This is a genomic window from Rhizobium sp. 2MFCol3.1 (assembly GCF_000377565.1).
Taxonomy (GTDB): domain Bacteria; phylum Pseudomonadota; class Alphaproteobacteria; order Rhizobiales; family Rhizobiaceae; genus Rhizobium.
Map to the genome: position 1 here is coordinate 106,668 of NZ_KB898370.1, position 25,403 is coordinate 132,070.

The following is a 25,403-nucleotide window of genomic DNA, read 5'->3' on the forward strand; positions in this document are numbered from 1 at the left end:
CGTTTTCGATTTTCAGCAGGGAAGCAAGCATGCCGATTTTGAACAGAGCCGCCGAACTTCAGGACGAAGTGACCGAGTGGCGCCGGCACATCCATGAGCGGCCGGGCCTGCTCTATGCGGTGGAAGAGACGGCCGCCTTCGTGGCCGAGAAGCTCAAGGAATTCGGCGTCGACGAGATCGTTACCGGCATCGGCCGTACCGGCGTGGTCGGCCTGATCAAGGGCAATGGCGCGGGATCGCGCACGATCGGCCTGCGCGCCGACATGGACGCACTGCCGCTCACCGAAATCTCGGGCAAGCCATGGGCATCGAAGATAGAGGGCAAGATGCACGCCTGCGGCCATGACGGGCACACGGCGATGCTGCTGGGTGCCGCGAAGTATCTTGCCGAAACCCGCAATTTCAACGGCAATGTCGCGGTCATCTTCCAGCCTGCGGAAGAAGGTGGCGCCGGGGGCGACCTGATGGTCAAGGACGGCATGATGGAGCGCTTCGGCATCCAGGAGGTCTATGGCATGCACAACATGCCCGGCCTTCCCGTCGGCCATTTCGCCATCCGCAAGGGGCCGATCATGGCCGCGACCGACGAGTTCACCGTCACGGTCAAGGGGCGCGGCGGGCACGCGGCGCAGCCGAACCGCACGATCGATCCGATCGCGATCGGCACCCAGATCATCACCAACTTGCAGATGATCGCATCCCGCAATGTCGACCCGCTGCGCTCGGTCGTGGTGTCGGTCACCAAGTTCAATGCCGGTTTCGCGCATAACGTCATCCCCAACGAGGCGACGTTTGCCGGAACCGTGCGCACGCTCGACGAGGCGGTGCGCGATCTCGCGGAGAAGCGTTTCCGGCAGATCGTTGCCGGCGTAGCCGAGGCGCATGACGCGGAGGCGGAGATCCAGTTCAACCGCAACTATCCCGTCACATCCAATCATGCGAGTGAGACGGAGCATGCGACGGCGGTGGCGACCGATATCGCGGGTGCCGGCAACGTCAACCCCGATATCGATCCCATGATGGGCGGCGAGGATTTCTCCTACATGCTGAACGCGCGGCCCGGCGCCTTCATCTTCATCGGCAATGGCGATACCGCCGGCCTGCACAATCCGGCCTACGACTTCAACGACGACGTCATCAGCCACGGCATCTCCTACTGGGTGCGGCTCGCCGAGCAACGGCTGGGCGAGTGATCGGCTGATATCGGAGACCCGGGCTACCCGGGTCTTCTCCCGCATCGCGCGTGACGCGATGGAACCCGGCCAGGGCCGTGGCAAACGATCGAATGTGCAGGAAAATGGTGTCCACGAGAGGATTCGAACCTCCGACCCCAGGATTAGGAATCCTGTGCTCTATCCTGCTGAGCTACGTGGACAACGTCCCCTGCATAGCTTGACTGCCCGTGTCGATCAATAAGCTTTTGACGACATTCTCCTCTTCGCCATGACCCACCTGTTCAATCCCGCGCCGGTCCGTTCGGTGTCATGGACACGAGCGATGTCAGGCAAACGCAAATTTTGGGCAGCTGTCTCATAGGGGCACGGTGTTGCGTCATGGCGGCACAGGGTCATGTTGCGATGCAAAACTCGCGTTAACAGTGAGATTTATTAGTTTTGCACAACCATAGAAAGAGCAAGCTCTCGTCGCTGTTGTGATCCATGTTCGGGACATCACTGCCCCAGTTTCATGCGATCGCGAGGCCATGTGTCCCAATTCGAGGCGAAAACATCCGCGCCGTTCCTGATTTCCGCCGTCTCGTCCGTGCGGGGCACGCTGATCGGGATCGGAATGACGAGCTGCTTCATCAATATCCTGGCGCTGACAGGCTCGTTCTTCATGCTGCAGGTCTATGACCGCGTCATTCCCGCCCGCAGCCTTCCGACGCTGGTCGGGCTCGGCATCATCACGCTGACGCTCTTCGCCTTCCTGGGGCTGCTCGAACTTTTGCGCTCGCTGGTGCTGGCGCGGCTGGGGCAGTCGGTGGACGAGCGTTTCGGGCCGATCGTCTTCCGCTCCTTCGCCACCGCGCCGTCGCGGCGCAGCGTCGAGGAAAACGGGCTGCAGCCGATGCGCGATATCGACATGGTGCGCGGCTTTCTCTCCGGGCCGGGGCCGACGGCGCTGTTCGATCTTCCGTGGATGCCGTTCTATCTCGGCCTCTGCTTCCTGTTTCATGTCTGGATCGGGGCGGTGGCGCTGGCGGGCGCGCTTGTTCTCGTTGGCCTGACCATCATTGCCGAAATCCGCACGCGGGCGCCGACGCAGGCCGCGGCCAGGATCGGGCTGGAGCGGACGGCGCTTGCCGAAGCCACCCGCCGCAATGCCGAGACGGTGGCGTCGATGGGTTTCGCGCGGCGGCTGGAGGAGCGCTGGTCGGCGATCAATCTGCGCTATCGCGACACGCAGTTCAAGGCGACCGGTATCACCGTGTCGCTGTCGACACTGTCGCGCGTCGTGCGGCTGGTGCTGCAGTCGGGTGTGCTGGCTGTCGGGGCCGTTCTCGTCATTCGCCAGGAGGCGACGGGCGGGATCATGATCGCGAGCTCGATCCTGATCAGCCGGGCGCTGGCGCCGGTCGAGCTGGCGATCGGGCAGTGGCGGGGCTTTGCCGCAGCGCGCCAGAGCTGGGCGCGGTTGCTTCGGTTGAGCGAGGCGGATGAGGTGAGCGATCCGGATGTGCGGCTGCCTGCGCCGGTCAAGGGTCTGAAGGTGGAGAACCTGCATCTTTCGGCACCCGGTTCGGCCGTGCCGCTGCTGCGCGGCATCTCGTTCGAAGCCAAGGCGGGTGAGGCGATCGGGATCGTCGGGCCGAGTGCATCCGGCAAGTCGTCGCTGGCGCGCGGGCTGGTCGGGATATGGGCGGCGCGCATGGGGGCCGTGCGGCTCGACGATGCGTCGTTGTCGCAATGGGAGCCGGAAGCGCTGGGGCGACATATCGGCTACCTGCCGCAGGAGATCGGGCTCTTCGATGGAACGATTGCCGACAACATCGCCCGCTTCGATCCGACGGCGTCGTCGGATGCGGTGATCGCGGCGGCGAGGGCGGCCGGCATCTATGAGATGATCGTGCGGATGCCCGATGGCTTCGATACCGAGATCGGCGATGAGGGGGCAGTGCTTTCCGCCGGCCAGCGGCAGCGGCTGGCATTGGCGCGCGCGCTTTACGGCGATCCCTTCCTGGTCGTGCTCGACGAGCCGAATGCCAATCTCGATGCCGAGGGCGATGCGGCGCTGACCCGCGCGATCGAGGGCGTGCGTGAGCGCGGCGGGATCGCGATCGTCATCGCGCACCGGCCGAGCGCGCTTGCCGGTATCGACAAGGTGCTGGTGCTGGCGGACGGCCAGGTGCGTGGCTTCGGGCCGAAGGAAGAGGTGCTCGGGAGACCGGTGGCGGCCGTGTCGGCTGCATTCTCGCCGGTGCGCTTCGGGCGGGTGAGCGAGGGGAGGGCGGCGCGATGAAGCCTCTTGCAAATGGTGCGGGCGCACCGATCGCCGAACGGGCCATCCGGCGGCTGGCGCTTGTGGCGCTGGCGGCTGTTCTCGTTCTTGTCGGCGTGCTCGGCAGTCTCGCGGCGACCATCCATCTCAACGGCGCGGTGATCGCCTCGGGCACGCTCGTCGTCGACAGCTATGTGAAACCGATCCAGCATCTGAAGGGCGGGACGGTCGGCGAGATTCTCGTTCGCAATGGCGACAAGGTGGAGGCGGGGCAGGTGCTGCTGCGGCTCGACGATACGCAGGCGCAAGCGACGGTTTCGATCGTCTCGCGGCGCTTGCGGCAGCTTGCGGCACGAACGGCACGGCTTTCGGCTGAGCGGGATGGGCGGGAGGCGTTTACGTTTCCGGATTTGGTGAAACAGGCCCCACCGGAGGAGCGGGAGACGCTGATGAAGGGCGAGCAGCGGCTGTTCGAGGACCGGCGGGCTTCGCTCAGCGGACAGGTGGCGCAGCTGCGCGAGCGCATCCGCCAGCTCGGCCAGCAGGCGAGTGGGCTGGTGGCACAACAGGACGGGAAGCGGCAGGCGATCGAGATCATCGGCCAGGAGCTGGCGAGCCTCGAGCCGCTGTTGAAACAGGGCATCATTCCGGCAACGCGGGTCTATGCGCTTCAGCGCGACGCGGCCGATCTGACCGGCGAGCTCGGCAATCTCGTGGCATCGGCAGCCGAGGTGAAGGGCAAGATCGCGGAGACCGAATTGCAGATCATCCAGCTTGGCGACGACAGGCGAAGCGAAGTCTCCGATCAGTTGCGGCAGGCTCAAAGCGATACCGGCGAGTATGCCGAGCGGCTGGTCGCGGTCGAGGACGATCTCAAGCATATCGACATCCGCGCGCCGCAGGCGGGCATCGTTCATCAGTTGTCGGTGCATGCATCCGGTGCCGTGGTGCAGGTGGGAGCGGCGATCATGGAGATCGTGCCGGATGGCGATGCGCTGACGCCCGATCTCCGGCTGTCGCCGCAGGATATCGATCAGGTCGCGGTGGGGCAGGCGGTGGTGTTGCGGCTGTCCGCCTTCAACCAGCGCACCACCATGGAGCTCAATGGCCGGGTGGAGCGCATCGCGGCCGATCTCACCACCGATCAGAAAACCGGCCAGAGCTACTACGGCGTGCGCGTTCATATCGAGGACGGCGAATGGCACAGGCTTGGAAAGCTGACGCCGGTGGCCGGCATGCCGGTGGAGGCTTTCATCGAAACGGCGGAACGAACGGCGCTGGCCTATCTCGCCAAGCCGTTCACCGATCAGGCGGCCCGTGCTTTTAGGGAGGAATAAGGGCCTTCAGGGAGGAATAAGGGGCCTGTGCCTGATGGCGCCTGGGAGGAGGCGCGTCGGGCAAGGGAGGAGCGTTCGGCCATCAGGGCATCGTGTGGATGCCCTTGGCAATGTTTCAATCACGAAAACCCTAGGAGATGAACCATGCCACAGTCGATTCAGAACGCAGTCGGCACAAGCCTGTTCTACAGCGGCGCTTCAACCGCCTGGCTGTCGGCGACAGGATCCGGACCGGTGCTCAACGGCACCGCCGGCAATGACAGCATATGGGGTGACAGCTCGGTCAACGTGACCATGCATGGCGGTACGGGTGACGATATCTATTATCTCTACTCCGCCATCAACCGCGCGGTCGAAGAGCCGGGTGGCGGGATCGATACGATCAACACCTGGATGAGCTATACGCTGCCTGAAAACTTCGAGAACCTGACGGTGACGGGCGCCGGGCGTTATGCCTTCGGCAACAGCGCCGACAACATCATCTCCGGTGCCGCGGGCAGCCAGACGATCGATGGCGGCGCGGGCAACGATGTGCTGATCGGCGGCGGTGGGGCCGATACCTTCCTCATCACGCGCGGCAACGGCAGCGACCTCATCGTCGATTTCAGCAGCGACGACACGATCCGCTTCAACGGCTACTCGCTGACGAGTTTCGATCAGGTCGTCAGCCATTCGACACAGGAGGGCGCCAATCTCAGGATCGATCTCGGCGGTGGCGAAAGCCTCGTGCTCGCCAACACCACGGCCTCGGCGCTGCACGCCGACCAGTTCCAGCTGACGCTCGATCGCTCGGCGCTGACGATGACCTTCGCCGACGAGTTCGACAGCCTGTCGCTCCATAGCGGTGGCCAGGGAACATGGGATGCCAAGTTCTGGTGGGCGGCCGAGAAGGGGAGCACGCTGCCCGACAATGCCGAGGAGCAGTGGTACATCAACCCGTCTTATGCCGGTACGGCGTCGGTCAATCCGTTCTCCGTGCATGACGGGGTGCTGACGATCACGGCGGCGCAAACGCCGGCGGCGCTGGCAGGCCAGCTCGAAGGCTTCGACTATACGTCGGGGATGCTCAACACACACTCGACCTTCGCCCAGACCTACGGGTACTTCGAGATCCGCGCCGACATGCCGACGGACCAGGGCGTCTGGCCGGCCTTCTGGTTGTTGCCTGAGGACGGCTCCTGGCCGCCGGAACTCGACGTGGTGGAAATGCGCGGGCAGGATCCCAACACCGTTCACGTGACGGCGCATTCGGCGGCGAGCGGCAGCCATACGAAGGACCACACGGCCGTCAGCGTCGCAAGCACCGAGGGCTTCCACACTTATGGGGTGCTCTGGGATCAGGACCAGATCGTCTGGTATTTCGACGACGTTGCTGTCGCCCATGCCGACACGCCCGATGACATGCACGATCCGATGTACATGATCGTCAACCTCGCCGTCGGAGGGATTGCCGGTTCTCCGACGAATGGCCTGCCCAACGGATCAGAAATGAAGATCGACTACATCCACGCCTATTCGCTGGCCGACAGCCCGGTTTCCGCCACCGCGCATACCGCGACGGACGACTGGCAGACCTAAGCTCAAGGTGGCCGAAAGGCACCAAGATCAAGCTGAAAATTCCGGGCTTCGGTTCGGAATTTTCGCATCTTGTCATAAAACTGTGCTGCATATTCAGGAGCTAATATAAATCTTTGGTTTTGCAGTATTTTTTAAGTATTTCTCAGGTTGTAAATTCGCATTTGCGCTTGAATATGACAGGAAAGCACGGCAAGCACGGCGCGCACTGGCCGTACACCTGAGGCGAATGAAGTCGATGTTGTCCTAAGCCGTAAGTGACATTGAATTGGCTCGATGCGGTCTTGGGGATAATGCATGGGTAGAGTGCTCGATGGCACGAATGCGTTCGTTCGCGCTGATTTCAAGCAGGAACGGTCTTTTCTGACATTGCTGATCAATCTCGACCGGGCGGAAGCGCGGCTCCAGTCGATGGTGGAGCAGATGAATACGCTTGGCCTGCCATTCGAGCGCATTGCCGCGGTCGATGGCCGGGCACTCGATTTTCCGATCGCAGACTACGACGAGGCCGGTTTCCGGCGCCGGCATGGCCGCATGACCAATCCGGGAGAGGTCGGCTGCTATCTGAGCCATGTGGCTTGCGCCAGGCGCCTTCTGGAAACGACGCATGACTATGCGTTGATCCTGGAAGACGACCTCGTGCTGCCCGACAATCTCGCCGTGGTGATCGGCGAGGCTTTGGCTGAGCATCGGCATTGGGACGTGCTGCGTCTTTCGAGCGTCAATGACGGACGCAAGTTTCCCGTGGTTCCGCTATCGCAGACACGTTCCCTGGCGATCGCGCTGACGCGAGAAAAGGGGTCCGGCGCCTACCTCATCAACCGGAAAGCCGCGGAGTGGATCTGCAACGACCTCGTGCCGATGAAGCTGCCCTACGATATCGCCTTCGATCTCGAATTCTTCGATGGATTGCGCGGCATGTTCGTTTCGCCGGTGCCGATCTCGCAGGAAGCGGGCTTTCCGTCCGACATCCAGCAGGGGCGGCGCTTCCGGCTTCCGCTCGGGCAACGCTACCCCGTCTACGTCTATCGCGCAGGCCTGGAGATCGCGCGTGTCGCGCATCGGGCATCGCGGCTGGCGGCCTATCGTCTGGCCTCGTTGGTCGGCCGGCGGAAAAGCTGCGCCCCCCTTAGCACGCAGGACAACCGGCCCGTCGATGACGATCTCGCAGCTTGAGGTTCATAAAAGGCAGCTCGATTTTTAATGGAACGATGACGATTCTCCTTCGTTGACCACGGGTAGACAACAGCGAAGGAGAAGCATCATGAAAGCGAAACTGATCGCAGCATCGATCCTGGCACTTGGTCTGGCAACTGGCGGGGCGATGGCCCAGTCCAACCCGAGCCCGGCTGGATCGACGATCGGCAACAGCACGGTCGATAGCGGCGGTGACGCGAACGCGGATGCTCCGAACACGACGGGAACATCGCCAATGGTGGTCGATCCGAACGCCACCTACAGCACCACGCCCGGCACGATGAGCGCGGGGCCGAACACCAATACGACAGGGACCGTCGACCGCACGCGCTGCCCGGCACAGCCGGCGCCGGGGACGACGGCCGCCCAGGGCGGCAATAGCGGCGCTTCCGAGAGCGAGGCATGCCCTGACTTCAAGTAATCATCGCATTGCGATCATGGATCCCGGGTTCAGTCCGGGGTCCTTTTTTGTGCGCGGACACCACCAACTCGTCGTGCTTCAGAAGACAAGAACGCGTGATGACGGTGGAACAACGAGCGATGACAGGGATTTATTCAGGCGCCGCCTGATTGACGCCCGAAATCAGCCAGAAATCGGGATGCATGTAGCGAATCAAACCCCACACATTTGCTTTTGAGCATTTGTTAATTTTGTTCATACAGCCGGGGTTGGTAAGTTATAACAAGGCACTATGTTTTTCGTCAGGATACTAAGGAGACCACAATGAACAAGACAATCGCATCGATCGTCGCAGCAGCCTCGCTGGCTCAAGTCTTCGCTACTTCGGTGGCGGCAGCGGATCTTGTGACGACTTATGAAGAGCCGGATCAGCGCGATGGCGTCAAGATCGGCGTTCTGACCTGCGACGTCGGCGGCGGTGTCGGCTACGTCTTGGGTTCGGCGAAGTCCGTCGATTGCGTCTTCAACGGTACGCGCGGCTCCGTCGATCATTACAGCGGCACCATCCGCAAGATGGGCGTCGACCTCGGCTTCACCACGCGCGGCCGCCTCGTCTGGGCCGTCTTCGCTCCGACCGCCGGCTATCACCGCGGTTCGCTCGGCGGCCTCTACCAGGGCATCACCGCTGAAGCCACGCTTGCCGGCGGCGTCGGCGCCAACGTGCTGTTCGGCGGTACCGCCGGATCGATCCAGCTGCAGACCATCAGCGTCACCGGCCAGCTTGGCCTCAACGTCGCTGCAACCGGCACCTCGGTCACGCTTACGCCAGCCGGCTAATTTTATCATATGATTTCAATAGAAAAGCCGTCCCGTCAGGGGCGGCTTTTTCGTTGTGTGCATGCCTTGCAGCGTGCCATTTCGGGAAGGGAACCTCCAGTCGAGCACCGCGTTGTTCTGGTCAAAGGAGACCAAGCTCATGACCATGAAACTCTCGATGCTCGCGGTTGCCTATCTCTTGATCGGCGGCCTTCTCATCGCCGTCAGCTACCAGCCGAGCGGCCCCGTCACGACGCAGAAGACTGATCGCGTCGCCTCGGGCTTCCTGATGGAACGCTTCGCCGGTTGATGCTCAGACGGCTTCGCCGAGGTTGTCGAGCACGGTTTGCGCGACGACGATCCGGTTGCGAACCGTGTGATCGCTCGCCGTCGTCTCGGCGACGATGATGGCGCTCGCGAGGTCTGCCTTGGTCGCGACCAATCCGGTGAGGACGATCTCGTCTTGCTCGACCGTCACCGCGATGTGCGAGGCATCGAAGCCGCTCGCAGTTGCCAATGCGGTGGACACATCGGCCTTCAGGGCTGCCTCTTCGCTGATGTCCGTCTTTCGTGCGGACGGTGATATCTCGTAACTTGCCATGTCATGCCTTCCTTCCTCCCATCCGATTGCGAAATCATGTGTTGCCGATGCCGCGTGCACGGTCACCAGCTGACCCGGTAGTTCAGGTTGATGCTTCCCGAGCGGGTGGAGGATCCAGGATTGCTGATTGTTGCGCTCAAATTAAGGTCGGGGAGGATCAACTGGTTCAGCGCCAGCGAACTCGTCACATCGCCGTTGAAGCCCGACACGGTGGCGGCCGCAGAGAGCGAGGTGCCGGTCCAGGGCTGGATCAGCTTCAGCGCCTGCGAGGTATCCACGGATGTCTGGCGCGTGTCGATGGCGTCGTAACGGACCTGCACGAAGCGGGTCGAGACCATGTCCAGCGAATCCGAGAAGATCCAGCTGCGGGAGCGGCTGAGCATCAGCGCGCCGCTGCCCCTCAACGTATCGACGCGCACGCTGGCCGAGCGCTCGGCGCGGGCCGCGGGCGTGACGCTGACCTTGGTGATCTTGCCCCAGAGCGAGGCCTGTTCGGAGCCGCCGAGCAGCACGCCGCCCTTCGATGCCGCAAGGCCGATATCGGCGCCGGCGCTGGTTTCCCATTCGGCGGGCAGGCGAAAGCCCATCGTCGCCTTGTAGGATCGTTCGGACACTTTCACGGGTGTCCAGATGACGAGGTTTTCTGCGTGGACGCGCGGTGCGAATGAAATGAGCGCGGCGGGCAGAAGCAATAAACTGCTTGTCGCTTTCATGGCCATTTGTCCCTTCGTAACGATGAGGGTCTTCTGGTCGATGCGGGCTTGAAGCGGAAACGCACGGAAGCGCGCAGGATTTCGCCTTGCAAACCCGACATCTCGTTCTGGTTTTTATCGCGTCCGGCCTTTGGCGCGGATACGAAAGCGGGCGCGAAATTTGCGCCGCCGGAGCTTGAAAATTGCAACCGATACGATTGCCAATGCTCCTATCCCTCAGGATCGTTGTCAGGATCACATCGACCGGCGGGGATGTAAACCCCTCGGGCCCAAAAATCTGCTGCACTGCACACTTGCCGCTCATTCCAATCCCCTGTAGAGCCGAGGGAAATGACGGAACGCAGGCAAAATCGCGCATGATCACGGGCAGAAACGGGCCTCGGCGCCTCTCCATCTTCGGTTCGACCGGCTCGATCGGGCAGAACACGCTCGACGTGGTGAAACATCTGGGCGGTCTGGAAAACTTCGAAATCTCCGTGCTGACGGGCAACGAGAACGTCGATCTTTTGGCGCAGCAGGCGCGCGCGGCCGGCGCCAAACTCGCGGTGACGGCGAGTGACAGCCATTACGAGGCGCTGAAGAGCGCGCTTGATGGAAGCGGGATCGCGGTTGCCGCCGGTCAATCCGGGCTAATGGAAGCCGCCGACCTCGAAGCCGAATGGGTGATGGCGGCTATCGTCGGGACGGCAGGCCTTGCGCCGACGCTGGCCGCGGCCCGCAAGGGCGCCGATATCGCGCTTGCCAACAAGGAATGCCTGGTTTCCGCCGGCGATCTCTTCGTGCAGTCCGTGCGTCGCGGCGGCGGCAAGCTTTTGCCCGTCGACAGCGAGCACAATGCGATCTTCCAGGTGCTGGAGGAAAACCAGCGCCACGCCGTGGAACGCATCATCCTGACGGCGTCTGGCGGACCGTTCCGCAATGCCTCGCTCGAGGAGATGGCCGGTGTGACCGTGGAGACGGCGCGCGCGCATCCGATTTGGTCGATGGGGCTGAAGATTTCGATCGACAGCGCGTCGATGTTCAACAAGGCGCTCGAGATGATCGAGGCCAAGCATCTGTTCGGGCTAACGCCGGAGCAGATCGAGGTCATCGTGCATCCGCAATCGGTGATCCATTCGATGGTGGGCTATACCGACGGTTCGGTCCTGGCGCAGCTCGGCGCTCCCGATATGCGCACTGCGATCGGGTACGCGCTGGCGCATCCGCGCCGGCCGAACCTGCCGATCGAGCGGCTCGATTTCGCCAAGCTGGCACGGCTGGATTTCGAAGCGCCCGACGAGACGCGCTTCCCGGCGCTGCGACTCGCTCGTCTTGCGATGACGCGCGGCGGCGTCCAGGGCGCTGTTTTGAATGCCGCCAAGGAAGTGGCGCTGGAAGCCTTCATCGCCGGTCGCCTGTCATTCCTCGCCATGGCCGATGTGACAGAGACGGTGATGGACCAGCTGGCGCATCTGCCCGAGGCCACGACGATGGACGATGTGTTTTCCGTCGACAAAGAAGCCCGGCAGCGGGCTGCCGGGCTTATCAACTAAGCAGAGATATTTTTGATTTTGGTCAGGCGACGTGCCGGGCCAGTGCGCAGCGCGACCAAAGCGAATGCAGCGCTTCCACCAGGTGCTCGATGTCGGCATCGGTGTGCAGCGGCGTGGGCGTGATGCGCAGGCGTTCGGTCTTTACCGGGACCGTCGGGTAATTGATCGGCTGGACGTAGACGTTGCAGTTGTCGAGCAGAAGATCCGAGATCCACTTGCACTTGGCGGCGTCGCCGACCATGACCGGCACGATGTGGCTCGGGTTCGGCATGTGCGGGATGCCGGCCTTGTCGAGCTGGGCGCGGAGCAGGCGAACGCGGTCCTGGTGACGGGCGCGCTCGAAGGGGCTGACCTTCAGGTGCTGGATCGAGGCGACCGCGCCGGCGGCGAGCGTCGGGGGCAGCGCCGTGGTGAAGATGAAGCCGGATGCGAAGGAGCGGATGAAATCGCAGAGTGCTGTGGATGCCGCGATATAGCCGCCCATGACGCCGAAGGCCTTGCCGAGCGTGCCTTCGATAACTGTCAGACGGTCCATCAGGCCTTCGCGTTCGGCGATGCCGCCGCCGCGCGGGCCGTACATGCCGACAGCGTGGACTTCGTCGAGATAGGTCATGGCGCCGTACTTGTCGGCGAGGTCGCAGATTTCCTTGATCGGCGCGATATCGCCATCCATCGAGTAGACGCTCTCGAAGGCGATCATCTTCGGCGCCTTCGGATCGGCGGCGGCGAGCTTGGCTTCCAGATCCTGCAGGTCGTTGTGCTTCCAGATGACGCGGTCGCACTTTGCGTAGCGAATGCCCTCGATCATCGATGCGTGGTTCAGCGCATCCGAGAAAATGATCATGCCGGGAATCTTGGCGCCGAGCGTGCCCAGCGCCGCCCAGTTGGAGACGTAGCCCGAGGTGAATACCAGGGCCGATTCCTTGCCGTGCAGATCCGCGAGCTCGCGCTCGAGCAGAACGTGGTAGTGCGTGGTGCCAGAAATATTCCGGGTGCCTCCCGCACCCGCGCCACAGTGATCAATGGCGTTCTTCATCGCCTCGATCACCTTGGGGTTCTGGCCCATGCCGAGATAGTCGTTGGAACACCAGACGGTCACATCCTTCGGCCCCTCGGGGGTGTGGCGCGTGGCACGCGGGAAATTGCCGCGGTGACGCTCAAGATCGGCGAACACGCGGTAACGACCTTCGTTGTGAAGGCCTTCCAGCTCGTTCTTGAAGAATGCTTCGAAATCCATCTCATGCTCCAGTATCGTGCAGGCGTTCTCCGCCCAATGACGCCTGCACGTCAACCCATTTGGTCCGATTTAGCACCATGTGCGTCAATTGGCCCCTAGTTTCGAATTACTTTAATTTGAAATTGGCGTCCTTGGCCAGATCAATCGCGCATTGCAGCTCTGCGCGCGGTGCTTCGCATGGTTCTTAGTGACCGATTTGCCAGTCGATTTTCGTGGCTGCTTACCAATTGAAATCGATTGGAGCGGTTGCTTGCCCCTTTTTGCGCCATAGTTTGCAGTCTAGGTTACAAAAAAGACAGGAATCAGGGACGGCCACCGCCCGCTCGGGCGACCAATCAGGAGTTATTGATGAAAAAGATTATTGCGCTCGCCTTCATCGGTCTATCGATTGCAAGCTGCACGCCTACGCAACAGGGTGCCGGCATCGGTGCGGCATCCGGCGCCGTCATCGGCGGCGCGGTTACGGGCAATGTTCGCGGTGCGGCTGTGGGTGCTGCCGTCGGCGGCGTGTCCGGCGCGCTGATCGGCCGCGTGTCCGAACAGCCCGGCCAGTGCTACTACCGCGACGAATATGGTCGCCGCTATATCGACGATTGCCGCGGCTGATCCTTCGTCAAAACCTTTCAAATCCCGGGTCTCTGGCCCGGGATTTTCGTTTTTTTCCGCTAAATCAGCAATCATGCGGTTTAAAACGGTACAACAAAATGAATTTTGCCGCTAAGGTCGCATCAGGCCGGGGGGCGCAGAGCTTAAATCCAGTGTAACCAAAAAGCGGCGGATGCAGATTAGACGGAAGGCACCGAAACCGGGTATTGCGTATCGGCGAGCAAGCATCGTGACAATGGTCGCGGTGGCGACTGCGTTGTCACCGGCACTCGTGTCGAATGCTTACGCCTTCAAGCTTTTCGGGATCAACTTCTTCGGTAAGGACGATACGGACGCCAACCAGGTGCCCGACCCTGTTCGCTATGAGGTAACGCTGACATCGGACGCCGATGATCCCGACCTCAAGGAGGCGCTCGAGAACAGCTCGCGCTTGGTCGGAGACAAGGAGCAGCCGGTTTCGGGCGATCTCGGTGTCGTCGTCAAGGCGCGCGACGATCGCGAACGGCTGATCGCGGCTCTCTATGAAAAGGCGCGCTATGGCGGCGTCGTGACCATCACTGTCGATGGACGCAATATCGACGACCTGCCGCCTAACCCCACTTTCAATCGCTCGCGCCCGGTTCCCGTCAATGTCAGCGTTGCGGCCGGGCCGGTGTTTCATGTGCGCGAAGTGCAATTCGGCGGCGATGCGGCAAACCGCAATCCCGCCGATTACGATCTCGGGTCCGGTGCTTCGGCCGGGTCGCTGACGATCATCAAGGCCGGCGACAAGATCGTCGAGCAGTTGAAGAGCGAGGGGCGGCCGCTGGCGAAGCTGACCACGCGCAAGGTGGTGGCCGACCACAAGACCGATACCGTCGACGTCGTGCTTGCCGCCGAGGGCGGGCCGGTCGCGCCGATCGGAACGGTCGGCGTCACCGGCGCCAAGGCCGTGCGGTCCGATTTCATCGAGCGCTATTCGCGGATCAACAAGGGCGATCGCTATTCTCCGGAGGCGCTGAAGAAGGCCGGCGAGCGGTTGCGGGCGCTCGGCGTGTTCTCAAGCGTCACCATTCATGCGGGCGACCAGCTGGCCGGCGACGGCAGCCTGCCGATGATCATCGAGGTGTCGGAGGGCAAGCAGCGCTATTTCGGCGTCGGCGCGCAGTATTCGACGATCGACGGTTTCGGGGTCAACGGCTACTGGGGCCATCGCAATCTGTTCGGAGGCGCGGAAGGGTTGCGCGTCGAGGGTGCGGTCGGCCGTCTCGGGGATGCGACGGCTCTGGGCGATCTCGATTTCTCGGCGGGCATCACCTTCACCAAGCCCGGGGCCTTCGTTCCATCGGGTACGTTGATCGCCAGCATTCTCGCCAAGACTGAAAATCCCGATGCCTATAGCGCCAAGCTGGTGACGGCATCGCTCGGCTATTCCTACGAACTCAACGATACCGACACGTTTACCGGTGCGGGCGAAGTCAGCTGGGAAAAGGATGACGACGCGTTCGGGAACAATACCTACCTCACCTTCGCTGCCCCCCTCCAGTTCGATCGCGACGCGCGCGACAACAAGCTCGACCCGACATCGGGCTACCGGCTGATGGGCAAGGTGACGCCGAGCTATGAGGCCTATAACGGCACGTTCTTCTCCGCCTTCGAGGGGTCGGTGTCCGGTTATTACGGCCTTGGCGCCGAAGACCGGATCGTGCTGGCCGGCAAGCTGTCGGCAGGCTTCCTGCTTGGGGCCGACGATCTCGTGAACATTCCCGCCACCCGCCGCTTCTTTGCCGGCGGTGGTGGGTCGGTGCGCGGTTACGGCTATCAGGAGATCTCTCCCTATAACGCCGCCAATGAGGCGACGGGCGGGGCTTCCTTCATGACCGCATCGTTCGAGACGCGCTTGAAGATCACCGATACGATCGGGATCGTGCCGTTTATCGATGTCGGGGTGGTCTCCGCCGATGTTGCGCCCGATTTTTCGGATATCAGGGCCGGTGCCGGTATTGGCCTGCGCTACGCCACCCCATTCGGGCCGATCCGGCTTGATTTCGCCGTTCCCCTCAACAAGTTCGAGGGTGGGACGGATTACGGCATTTACGCTGGCATCGGCCAGTCGTTCTAACCAGGTTCAGGCTCGCAACGAGATTGCGATAGCCGCGCAGAAAACGGGATAGCTCCGGGTCCATGCTTACGCTGACGAACATCTTCAAGTGGATTGCACGACTGCTCGGTTACGGAGCCGGCGTTCTCGCCATCCTGCTTGCCGTGGCCATCGGCATCTTCGGCTTCACCGGCTTCGGCGCCCGCATTCTCGTCGACAAGGTGACGTCGACCATCTCCAATCGCGACATGACCATCCGGGTGATGGACCCGCAGGGGTTGCTGACCGGCGGCCTCGGCGCGACCCGCATCGTGCTTTCGGATACGCGCGGCACATTTGCCGATGTCGACGGCCTGTCGATCAACTGGAATCCGCTGGCGCTGTTTACCGGGCGCTTCCACGCGACGCGGCTCGAGGCTGATGCCATCCGCGTTCTGCGTAAGCCTGTCCGCACATTGCCGTCGCGGCCGGCCGCGGAAGGGGAAGCCGGCGGCGGGTTCTCGCTTCCGATCAAGATCGATATCGATCAAATCTCGCTGCCGAAGATCAGCCTGTCGCAGCCCCTGATCGGGCGCGCCTTCACGCTCTCGGCCGATGGCAGCGTACGCGCCGATTCAAAGGGTGGCGATGCAAATATCACGGTTCACCGCCACGACGTGCCGGATGCCAAGCTGACGGCCGACGTCGCCTTTCTGCCTGAAAACAGCCAGCTGACGGTCAAGGCCAAGCTCAACGAACCCAAGGGCGGGTTGCTTGCCGGCGTGCTCGCCTTGCCGAACAATCCGGCCGTCGAGATCAGCCTCAATGGCGATGGCCCGATCTCCGACTGGAAAGCCAAATTGCAGGCCTCGCTCGATGGCCAGCAGCGCGCCGCGATCGAAGCGCATCACACGCTGACGCCGGACCAAGCTCTGCATCATGTCGAGATCAAGGGCGGCGGCGATCTGAGCTCGCTGATGCCGGCGGCGTTCCGGCCGCTTTTCGCGGGGCAGACGAACATCGACCTGGCCGCCAATTTCGACAATGCCGGCAAGATCGATATCCAGACCGGCAACGTGGCGACGGGCGCCGTCGTGATCGCCGCCTCCGGCACGCTGGATCCGAAGGGCAAGAACAGCCTCAACGCCAATCTGCTCGGCACATCCGGGCCGGTCGATTTCCGCTGGCCGCTGGCGGAAGGCGAAGCACGCTTCATGATCACGGGCGTCAACTTGGCGCTGACGGGGGATGCCAAGGCGTCGCGGCTGAATGCCAGCGCCTCGCTCGATACCGCCGTGCTGCCGCAGGCGACGATCGGTAATGTGAAGCTGACCGCCAAGAGCGACAACTTCAATCTCAGCGGCCGCTCCGGCGCGGTGCAAATCCGCCTTGTGGCCGGCGACATGACCTTCGCCAACCCCGATATCAACCGGGCGGTTCAGGGGCCTGTGACGATCGTGCTGCCGCTGCAGATTTCGCCGGCCGCGATCGGCTTCAATGGCGCGACGATCGAAAGCGCGTCGGCGAATGCCAGCCTCAATGGTGCGTATCAGCTCACCGACAATTCGCTGACCGGTAATGCCAAGCTGACCGTCGAGCCGCCGGCAATGCCCCCGGCCATCGCTGCGCGGTTCAAGACGCCTGTCACGATCGAAGGCCAAGTGGCCGGCACCATTCCCGACAAGATCAATCTGTCGAACCTCAGCATCAAGTCGGACCTCACGGTCGCCACGGGCAATATCGTCCTCGACGGCACGACGCTCGATGCGACGCTTGCCGGCCGCGTGCCTGACATCAAGCCGCTGCTCGACACGGCCTCGGGCGCCGTGACCTACAGCCTGAAGGCCGGCGGCGATCTTTCGGCGCTGGCGCTTTCGGCCAATCTCAACGCTCCGGCGATCGACATGGCCGGCCGTGGGCTGAGCGATCTCGCTGTGGCATTGACCGCGACCGCTGATCCGAAGGCGCCCAAGGCGCAGGTCAAGGCGACCGGCAAGATCGATGGCCAGGCGATCGATATCAGCACCGACGTATTGTCCGAGGGCGGGCAGACGACGCTGCCGTCGATCAAGGCCAATGTCGGCAACAACAGCCTGACGGGTCACGTCGCGCTGTCCGAAAGCTTCGCGCCGACCGGCGCACTGACATTCGACCTGCCCGATCTCAGCCTCATTGCGGCGCTGGCCGGCCAGAAGGCGGAGGGCGATCTCAAGGGATCGGTCGACATCAGCAACGATGCCGGCAGGATCGGCCTGAAGGTTGATGCGACGGGCAGTGGCCTGAAGCAGGGCAATTTCGCGATCGTCAGCCCCAATGTCGATGTCACCGTTACCGATCTCTCGGCGTTTGCGGCAACGGGAGCGATCAAGGCCGACGAGGTCGCCTCCGGCACCAACAAGATCGACAGCCTTGCGGTGAACTTCACGCAGCTCGGAAACCGCACGAATTTCAGCCTCGACGGTTACTACGACAACCACCCGCTGGTGGCGGGCGGCGGTGTCGAAACCAATGCCGGCACGACGCTCGTTCAGCTCGACCGCTTCTCGGCCAAGCCACACGACATTGCGGTGGACCTCGCCGCGCCATCGCAGCTGTCGATCACGGATGGCACGGTTACGCTCGATGGTCTCGAGATCAAGACCGGTGACGGCGCGATCAACGTGACCGGCTCGGCGGGCCAAGCGCTCGATATCAATGCCGTGGTCAAGCAACTGCCGGCGAGCCTTGCCAACAGCTTCGTGCCCGATCTCGATGCCGCGGGCGCGATCTCGGGCAAGGTCGCGGTGTCGGGTACGCCGGCCGCACCCGTGGCCGATTTCACGCTCGATTGGAAGAACGCCGCGACCAGCCAGACGAAGGGCGCCGGGCTTTCCGCGCTTTCGATCGGTGCGGATGGCAAGTTCGCGGACAACAAGCTCGATTTCAAAACGGATCTGAGCGGCAAGGGCGGCGTTTCGCTGAAGGCTGCCGGCAATTTCGTCACGGCGGGGCCGAATGCGCAGTCGCTGCAGGTCGATGCCGATATCGTCAACATTCCGGCCGGATTGGCCAACGCCTTCGTGCCCGGGCTGAACGCCGAAGGCGCCATCACCGGCAGCGTCACCGCTTCGGGCATGCTGCCCGCGCCGGCGCTCGATTTCAAGCTGAACTGGAAGAACGCGGCCACCAGCCAGACGAAGGTCGCCAAGCTTTCCTCGCTCGGGCTGACGGCAAGCGGCAAGCTCGAAAACAGCATTCTCAATTTCAATGCGAATGCCGGCGGCAGCGGCGGGTTTGCCATCAAGGCCGACGGCAGCTTCGTCGTCACCGGCAATGACGCGCAGACGCTGAAGGTGGACGGCACGCTTGCCAATATTCCGGCGGCACTCGCCAATGCCTTCAGGCCCGATCTGGCCGCGCAGGGCATGATATCGGGCAGCTTCGGCGCATCCGGCAAGCTGCCGATGCCGGCCGCGCAGTTCCAGCTGGATTGGAAGAACGCCTCGACCAGCCAGATCAAGGCGGCCGGCCTTTCGGGTGTCGGCGCTTCCGTGAACGGGACGTTCGCCGACAATACGCTCACTTTCGACAGCAACGTTTCGGCCACCGGCGGCATGTCGGTGAAGGCGGCGGGCAATCTCAAGCTTCAAGATTCGGCGATCGGCGATCTCAAGGTCGATGCGACGTTGAGCGGAGTTCCGGCCGGGCTCGCCAATGGCTTCGTCGATGGGCTCGGCGCCAGCGGCACGATTTCCGGCACGGCTTCGGCAGCCGGCACGCTGCAGCAGCCGAAGGCCAGCTTCGATCTTAATTGGGCCGATGTCGCGACCAGCCAGACGAAGGCGGCGAAGCTGCCCGCCATGGCGCTGGCGCTCAAAGGCACCCTCCAGGACAAGGCGCTCGATTTCACCACGAAGCTCGACGGTCAGGACGGTGCGGCGCTCGAGGCGGCGGGCAAGGTCGGGATCGAGGGGACCAAGCCGACGACGATCGAGGCCAATGCGACGCTCAACAACCTGCCGGCAGCCCTTGTCAGCAGCTTCGTGCCCGATCTCGATGCCGGCGGCATGATCTCGGGCACCGCCAAGGTTTCCGGCGCACTGCCGCTGCCATCCGTCGATTTCAAGCTCAACTGGGCGAATGCGACGACGCGGCAGACCAAGAGCGCCAACCTTTCGGCGCTGAGCCTCGACGCGACGGGCAAGTTCGCCGACAACAAGATCAATTTCGACGCCAATCTGGCCAGCAACAGCAAGACATTGCTGCAGGCCAAGGGGACGGCGGCGCTGGTTGGCGCCAACATCCAGGGGCTTTCCGTCGACGCCGATATCACCGATCTGCCGGCGAGCCTCGCCAACGGCTTCGTGCCCGGCCTTGGCGCCGAGGGCACGATTTCGGGTCGGGCGAAGACATCGGGGACGCCGACCAATCCCGTCATCGACTTCAATCTCGATTGGAAGAACGCGGCGACGATGCAGACGCGAGCCGCGGGCGTCGGTTCGCTGTCGGCGAATGCCAATGGCAAGCTTGCCGACAACAAGCTCGACTTCACCACCAATCTCACCGGCAACAACGTGGCGCTGAAGGCGGCGGGCAACTTCGTGGTCGCGGGCGCCAATGCGCAATCCCTTGCCGTGAAGGCCGACATATCGAACCTGCCGGCGGGGCTGGCCAACGCCTTCGTTCCGGGGCTGGCAGCCGAGGGCAATATCTCGGGCACGGTCGCGGCCTCTGGCAAGCTGCCGATGCCGGATGTCGACTTCAAGCTCGATTGGCGCAATGCCGCGACCAGCCAGACGCGCGGCGCCGGCGTCTCGCCGCTTGCGATCGGCGCGAACGGCAAGCTCGCTTCGGGCCGGCTCACCATCGACACGACAGTTACCGGCGATGCCGGCCTGTCGCTGCGAGGCGGCGGCAACCTTGCCATTTCAGGGAACCGGGCGCTCGACATGCGCTTTTCCGGCAACCTGCCGTTTGCCGTTCTCGGCGCGCAGCTCGCGGCGCAAGGGTTCGTGGCGGAGGGCAACGCCAATTTCAATCTGCAGGTCGGCGGCACGGCCGCTGCACCCGTGATCAACGGGACAGTCGCCACCAGCGGCGCCAAGGTCATCGACGTCCGGCGCAATCTGGAGATCAACAGCCTGACGGCCGATATCCGCTTCGACGGGCAGCGCGCGGTGATCTCGCGCCTGACCGGGCAGCTTGCGAGCGGCGGCAACATCGCGGTGACCGGCGATGTCGGTATACAGCCGGCGGCGAATTTCCCCGCCAATATCGATGTCAGGCTCAACAAGGCCGTCTATGTCGACGGCACGCTTGTCGTTGCCACGGTTGACGGCACGATCGGGCTGCGCGGGCCGCTTCTTGCCAATCCGACGCTGAACGGCAAGCTCACCCTCGAGAAGGCCTCGATCACCGTTCCGGAGAAGCTGCCGACATCGCTGCGCGAGATCGATATCCGCCACAAGAACGCGCCGAAGGCCGTTCTAGCCCAGATGCGCGACACGACGCAGGAAGGCGCGAGGGGCAAGTCGAGCACGCTCAATCTCGATATCCAGGTCGATGCGCCCTCGCAGATCTTCGTGCGCGGACGCGGGATCGACGCCGAGCTCGGTGGCAGCGTGACGATCCGGGGCACGGCATCCGTGCCTGTGGTTTCCGGCGGCTTCACCATGCGCCGCGGCCGTCTCACCATCCTCAACCGTCGTCTCGATTTCTCCGACAAGAGCCGGATCACCTTTGCCGGCGATCTGACGCCGGCGCTGCAGATGGCGGCAACCTCGACGTCGGGCACGACGACGCTGACCGTCGATGTGGCGGGACTGGCGACCGATCCGGCCATCACCTTCTCCTCCTCGCCGGCGTTGCCGCAGGACGAAGTTTTGGCGCAGCTGATCTTCGGGCAGTCGATGTCGAAACTCTCGGCGATCCAGATCGCCCAGCTCGCCGATGCCGTCAGCCAGCTTGCGGGCGGTCGCTCCACCTCGCTGTTCCAGGGATTGCGCAATCAGCTGGGCGTCGACGATTTCGATATCAGCACCGATGCCAACGGCCAGACCAATGTCGGCGTCGGCCGCTATCTCAACGAGCGCACCTATATCGAGCTGCAGCAGAACACCAAGGACGGCGCCAAGGCGATCATCAACCTCGATGTCGGGCGCGGCGTGAAACTGCGCGGTGCGGCCGGCGCCAATGGTGCCGGCGAGGCGGGCGTGGTGTACGAGAAGGAATATTGAGGGTGGGGGCGCCCTAAGCCCCTTCCAGGCCTGTCGGCTGATGCAAACGGGATATTAACCGCGCTCACCAAAAAGAGATTTGCGATAACGCAACCGAAACTGGCGGAAGCTACCTGTGTCGACAAAAGACCAGGACGCCAAAGTGACCACACGCTTCACCCATCTCAAGCTGGTAGGACCGGCTCTCATTCTCACGGCGATCGTCATCGCGGGGTTGGCGGCAATCCCGTCGTTCGGCGTTGCCCGGCTGGATGCCGAGAGCCGCCAGCGCCAGGAGACCTTGGTCAAGCGCAACATCGCGGTCTGGACATCCGACCTCGAATTCGCGCTGACAGCCTGGACGATCTGGGATGAATCAATCGCCAAACTCGACAACACATTCGATTTCGAATGGGCCGACCGGAATATCGGCCAGTCGCTGATCGGAACATCGAGGACGCGTTTTGCCGCGATCCTCAACCCCGACGACACTCTCATCTATTCGAGAACCGCCGACGAGATGAAGGATCGGGCATTCTTCGTGCGCGGGCCTGAGGTCATCGTCGGCGATGCTCGCACCCTTGTCGAACGCGTCAGGTCCGAGGAGGCAAAGCCGCGGCCCGAGGGAATTCCGAACCCCATCGCCTTCAGCAGGGTCGAGGTTGTCAACAATGATGCGGTTCTGCTCACCGCAAGCCTTTTCCAATCGGACTTCAAGACATCCGTACCGCGCGGGCGCCGGGCGCCGATCCTCGTATCAGCCGTGCCGATCGCCGGCAGCCTGCCCGAATTCCTGGGCAATCGTTTCGTTCTCGACGATGCGACCGTTGGTCCGCTCAATACGGTTGGCGCCGACCGGGCGCGCGTGGAAATAGCGACGCGACCTGATGGTGAGACCGAGGTGCTCTCATGGAGATCGCCCACGCCGGCCAAGGACCTGCTTCGGCAATCGCTGCCGCTGGCGGTGGTGGTGACCGTGGTTCTCATTTTCGGCGGTCTGTTTTCGCTGCGGCTCTCGAGGAAGGCGATTTCTTCGATCCTGGAATCCGAGCAACAGATGCGCCATGCCGCGACGCATGATTTCCTGACCGGGTTGGCGAACAGGTCGCTGCTTGCGCCGGAATTCGCCAGACTAGGTTCGGCTCGCCCGTTGACGGTGGTCTGTATCGATCTCGACGGCTTCAAATCCGTGAACGACAGACACGGGCATGCGGCCGGCGACGAGTTGCTGCAGCAGGTTGCTGCTCGTCTTCAGGGCGGATGCAAGGAAGACGACATCGTGTTCCGATTGGGCGGAGACGAATTTGCCGTCCTTATGCCGCATATCTCGCTCGCCGACGCCGAATGGCACTGCCGCCGACTGTCCTCGATCCTGTCTCAGCCGTATCCATTATCGGCTGGCAAAGTGGTGATCGGTGCATCCTTCGGAATTGCAGACGTGACAATCGGAGGCGGCGAGACCTGCGATGAGGCTTTGCGGCGCGCGGATCAGGCCTTGTATCAGGCAAAGGGAACTGGTCGTGGAAACGTGGTCTTGGCAACCGTGAACGATCTGGCGCGCGCGGTTGGCTAGGGCACAGCCAGCGGGCGCCTGGCGCCCGCTGATGTCGTTACTTCTTGTTCTTCTCTTGATCGTGATGCCACTTGATCGCGAAGAACATTCCCGTGCCCAGCACGAGGATCTTGAACGGAAGGAAGACGATAAGGAACCAATCCATCGCTTTGGTCATTTCCAGGCTGTTATCTATGGCTGGGAGCATTACCGCGAAATTGATGCATGCAACATCAGCCATGTTGACGCATATGAGACAAGCTATTCGTGCCTAGCCGTTGCCCCCGTTGACCCCAGTCGGCCCGTTGCGGACGTCTTCAGTGGCAACGTGTCGCCGTGTGGCCCCCTCACCCTACCCTCTCCCCGAGGGGAGAGGGGAAGAGACCGCAGCGGGTGCCGCTTTCCCCTTCTCCCCCGCGGGGAGAAGGTGCCCGAAGGGCGGATGAGGGGGCTCCGGATGCTGAGTTAGCCGCGTCCACGGGTCACCGTGTACGAAGTCTACTTTCGGCCCGAAGCGGAACCACTGGTGCATTCGGCGCAAAAACGCTAACTGGTGTGCATGTGCGGCGATGTCAGCAAACCCGATGACAGAATTCAGCTATATTTCGACTTTGACCGTCACGGTTGGAGCGAGCTAATCTTTGTTCGCGGAAGGCAAATTTCGGGTTTTCGTATCAGCGGGGTATTTACGGATGCTCCGGCCGCGCTTTTAGACCTTTGCGACGCAGTCTTAATGAACTCGGCTACGCGAGTCGCCTTATGCGATGAACCGGGCGGTGTAGTCGTAGAAGTGACACCTGATACAAAACAACAGCATACCGTGATCTTGTCGGTATATGAAATCGCGCCGCAGTTGGCAGGTTTTGATGCACATGTAGCCGGTCGCCTAGTGATGACAACGCGACTTAAAAGACGGCGTTTGGTCGGCATGCTGCTAACTGAGCTTTGGAAAAGCCACAAATTTCTCTCCGAGCCTTCCTATCAAAAGGGCAGAGATCATTTTCCCCACACCCGTTTGTCAGCAACCAACGAGTCATGGCATCAAAGTGCCCTTGGACCATCGTTTCTGACGTAGTGTTATGTCTGCTTGTGGCGCTTGCTGACGAGGCGCTCTCGTTTGGCTCGGCCCCTTTGCAGACACATGGATCGACCTGTAAAGTCACCCAGTGGGTATCGACGTAGCGGAGACTGGCATGAGCAAAATTGCCCTGACGTCCATCGTCCCGATCCTATTTGTGCGTGATGTGCCGGCGAGCGCCCAATTCTTCAACGAGAAACTCGGATTTGACGTCGATTTCCTCCACGGTACGCCGCCGTTTTACGGCGCCGTGTCGCGCGGCGCGGCCTGCCTGCATCTTCGATGTGTCAGCAAACCGAATTTTGCCGATCTGGTAGCACGCGAGGTCTCGCTTATTCTCGCGGCAATTGAGGTTTCGGACGTGCACGGGTTGTTTGAGGAACTGCGGGAGCGCGGCGTGGAGTTTGCGCAGGAGCCAACCAGCCAGCCCTGGGGTGGAACGGACTTCCATGTCCGTGACCCGGATGGGAACGTGATCTCGTTCGTTGCCTACGAGCGATGAAACCATAGCGGCAGCAGTCGTGAAATAATCGCTTCCGGCGCAAGGCCGCCGCCCCGGCCGCCTCTCCCGCTTTCACCCTAAAAGCTGGTCTTCCGCGTCTTCAGCAATATGTTTGTCTCGGTGGTGTTGATGCCGTCGATCAGTCTTATGCGGCGCAGCGTTTCGTCGAAGGAGACGAGGTCGCGGTCTTCGAGTTCGGCGATGAAATCCCATTTGCCGTTGGTGCTGTGGAGCGCGCGCACCTGTGGCAGGCCGCGCAGTTGATCGGCGACCTTGTCGGCGAGTTTGCCGAGCACCTCGATCATGACGATGGCGCGCACGCCGGCGGCGCGGGTTTCGTGGCCGGTGCGGATGGTGAAGGCGGCGATGGTGCCGTTGGCGACCAGTCTGTCGATGCGCGCGGCGACGGTGGCGCGTGAGGCGCCGGTCATGGCGGCAAGCGAGGAGACGGGCGCGCGGGCATTGTGGCGCAGGGCGCTCAGAAGTTCCTGATCGAGGTCGTCCATGGTCTTATTTCGTAGGAGCGGGGTTTCACTTTGTATGGTTAGACTTGGCAAACTGTCAAA

General features: G+C 62.5%; 18 protein-coding genes and 1 tRNA gene. 14 read left to right on the top strand and 5 right to left on the bottom strand.

The window, feature by feature from the left end; genetic code table 11:
* The first annotated feature begins 29 nt into the window (after positions 1–29).
* Positions 30–1,193 (top strand): M20 aminoacylase family protein, encoded by a 1,164-nt coding sequence (locus tag D460_RS0126175; RefSeq protein WP_018901572.1) that lies wholly within the window; start codon positions 30–32, stop codon positions 1,191–1,193.
* A gap of 105 nt (positions 1,194–1,298) precedes the next feature.
* Here the strand turns inward: D460_RS0126175 and D460_RS0126180 are convergent.
* A tRNA-Arg gene (locus D460_RS0126180) sits at positions 1,299–1,375 on the bottom strand.
* Positions 1,376–1,704: 329 nt separating this feature from the next.
* Here D460_RS0126180 and D460_RS33885 point away from each other — a divergent pair.
* From D460_RS33885 to D460_RS36545, 7 genes are all read left to right on the top strand, one after another.
* Positions 1,705–3,459 carry a type I secretion system permease/ATPase gene (locus D460_RS33885; protein ID WP_018901573.1) on the top strand — a complete coding sequence of 585 codons (1,755 nt, stop codon included), beginning with the start codon at positions 1,705–1,707 and terminating at the stop codon, positions 3,457–3,459.
* Positions 3,456–4,775 (top strand): HlyD family type I secretion periplasmic adaptor subunit, encoded by a 1,320-nt coding sequence (locus D460_RS0126190; protein WP_018901574.1) that lies wholly within the window; start codon positions 3,456–3,458, stop codon positions 4,773–4,775. The genes D460_RS33885 and D460_RS0126190 overlap by 4 nt, the downstream gene beginning before the upstream one ends.
* A 144-nt stretch (positions 4,776–4,919) precedes the next feature.
* Positions 4,920–6,353, top strand: a complete 1,434-nt coding sequence (locus D460_RS0126195) for a family 16 glycosylhydrolase (protein WP_018901575.1) — start codon at positions 4,920–4,922, stop codon at positions 6,351–6,353.
* Between the two features lie 294 nt (positions 6,354–6,647).
* A complete protein-coding gene (locus D460_RS0126200; protein WP_018901576.1) occupies positions 6,648–7,526 on the top strand; it encodes a glycosyltransferase family 25 protein in 879 nt (292 codons plus the stop codon).
* An 88-nt stretch (positions 7,527–7,614) separates the two neighbouring features.
* Positions 7,615–7,968, top strand: coding sequence for a hypothetical protein (locus D460_RS0126205; RefSeq protein ID WP_018901577.1), 354 nt, complete (start codon positions 7,615–7,617; stop codon positions 7,966–7,968).
* A 303-nt stretch (positions 7,969–8,271) separates the two neighbouring features.
* Positions 8,272–8,784, top strand: coding sequence for a DUF992 domain-containing protein (locus D460_RS0126210; protein ID WP_018901578.1), 513 nt, complete (start codon positions 8,272–8,274; stop codon positions 8,782–8,784).
* Between the two features lie 139 nt (positions 8,785–8,923).
* Entirely contained in the window at positions 8,924–9,073 is a 150-nt protein-coding gene (locus D460_RS36545) for a hypothetical protein (protein WP_183795259.1), read from the top strand.
* Positions 9,074–9,076: 3 nt separating this feature from the next.
* Here D460_RS36545 and D460_RS33890 read toward each other — a convergent pair whose 3' ends face one another.
* Both D460_RS33890 and D460_RS0126225 read right to left on the bottom strand, forming a co-directional pair.
* Entirely contained in the window at positions 9,077–9,364 is a 288-nt protein-coding gene (locus D460_RS33890; RefSeq protein ID WP_018901580.1) for a BON domain-containing protein, read from the bottom strand.
* Between the two features lie 62 nt (positions 9,365–9,426).
* Positions 9,427–10,077: a hypothetical protein gene (locus tag D460_RS0126225; protein WP_026283564.1), complete on the bottom strand. Its 651-nt coding sequence runs from the start codon at positions 10,075–10,077 to the stop codon at positions 9,427–9,429.
* A gap of 356 nt (positions 10,078–10,433) precedes the next feature.
* Here D460_RS0126225 and dxr point away from each other — a divergent pair, with 356 nt between their 5' ends.
* Positions 10,434–11,609: a 1-deoxy-D-xylulose-5-phosphate reductoisomerase gene (gene dxr / locus D460_RS0126230; protein ID WP_018901582.1), complete on the top strand. Its 1,176-nt coding sequence runs from the start codon at positions 10,434–10,436 to the stop codon at positions 11,607–11,609.
* 22 nt (positions 11,610–11,631) lie between these two features.
* On the opposite strand, the gene hemA is transcribed toward dxr, so the two are convergent.
* Positions 11,632–12,846, bottom strand: a complete 1,215-nt coding sequence (gene hemA / locus D460_RS0126235; protein ID WP_018901583.1) for a 5-aminolevulinate synthase — start codon at positions 12,844–12,846, stop codon at positions 11,632–11,634.
* Positions 12,847–13,194: 348 nt separating this feature from the next.
* On the opposite strand from hemA, the gene D460_RS0126240 reads away from it, so the two are divergent.
* The 5 genes from D460_RS0126240 (at position 13,195) to D460_RS0126265 (ending at position 24,837) form a co-directional block, all read left to right on the top strand.
* The gene (locus D460_RS0126240; RefSeq protein ID WP_018901584.1) at positions 13,195–13,452 is read left to right on the top strand and encodes a YMGG-like glycine zipper-containing protein; all 258 of its coding nucleotides are present in this window, start codon (positions 13,195–13,197) and stop codon (positions 13,450–13,452) included.
* Positions 13,453–13,624: 172 nt separating this feature from the next.
* Positions 13,625–15,553, top strand: coding sequence for an autotransporter assembly complex family protein (locus D460_RS0126245; protein WP_026283565.1), 1,929 nt, complete (start codon positions 13,625–13,627; stop codon positions 15,551–15,553).
* 62 nt (positions 15,554–15,615) lie between these two features.
* On the top strand, positions 15,616–21,726 hold the full coding sequence (locus D460_RS0126250) for a translocation/assembly module TamB domain-containing protein (RefSeq protein ID WP_018901586.1): 6,111 nt from the start codon (positions 15,616–15,618) through the stop codon (positions 21,724–21,726).
* Positions 21,727–21,868: 142 nt separating this feature from the next.
* A complete protein-coding gene (locus tag D460_RS0126255) occupies positions 21,869–23,278 on the top strand; it encodes a diguanylate cyclase (RefSeq protein ID WP_196809377.1) in 1,410 nt (469 codons plus the stop codon).
* A gap of 1,172 nt (positions 23,279–24,450) precedes the next feature.
* Positions 24,451–24,837, top strand: a complete 387-nt coding sequence (locus D460_RS0126265; protein WP_018901589.1) for a glyoxalase superfamily protein — start codon at positions 24,451–24,453, stop codon at positions 24,835–24,837.
* Between the two features lie 77 nt (positions 24,838–24,914).
* Here the strand turns inward: D460_RS0126265 and D460_RS0126270 are convergent, their stop codons facing one another.
* Positions 24,915–25,343 (bottom strand): Lrp/AsnC family transcriptional regulator, encoded by a 429-nt coding sequence (locus tag D460_RS0126270; RefSeq protein WP_018901590.1) that lies wholly within the window; start codon positions 25,341–25,343, stop codon positions 24,915–24,917.
* Positions 25,344–25,403: the final 60 nt, after the last annotated feature.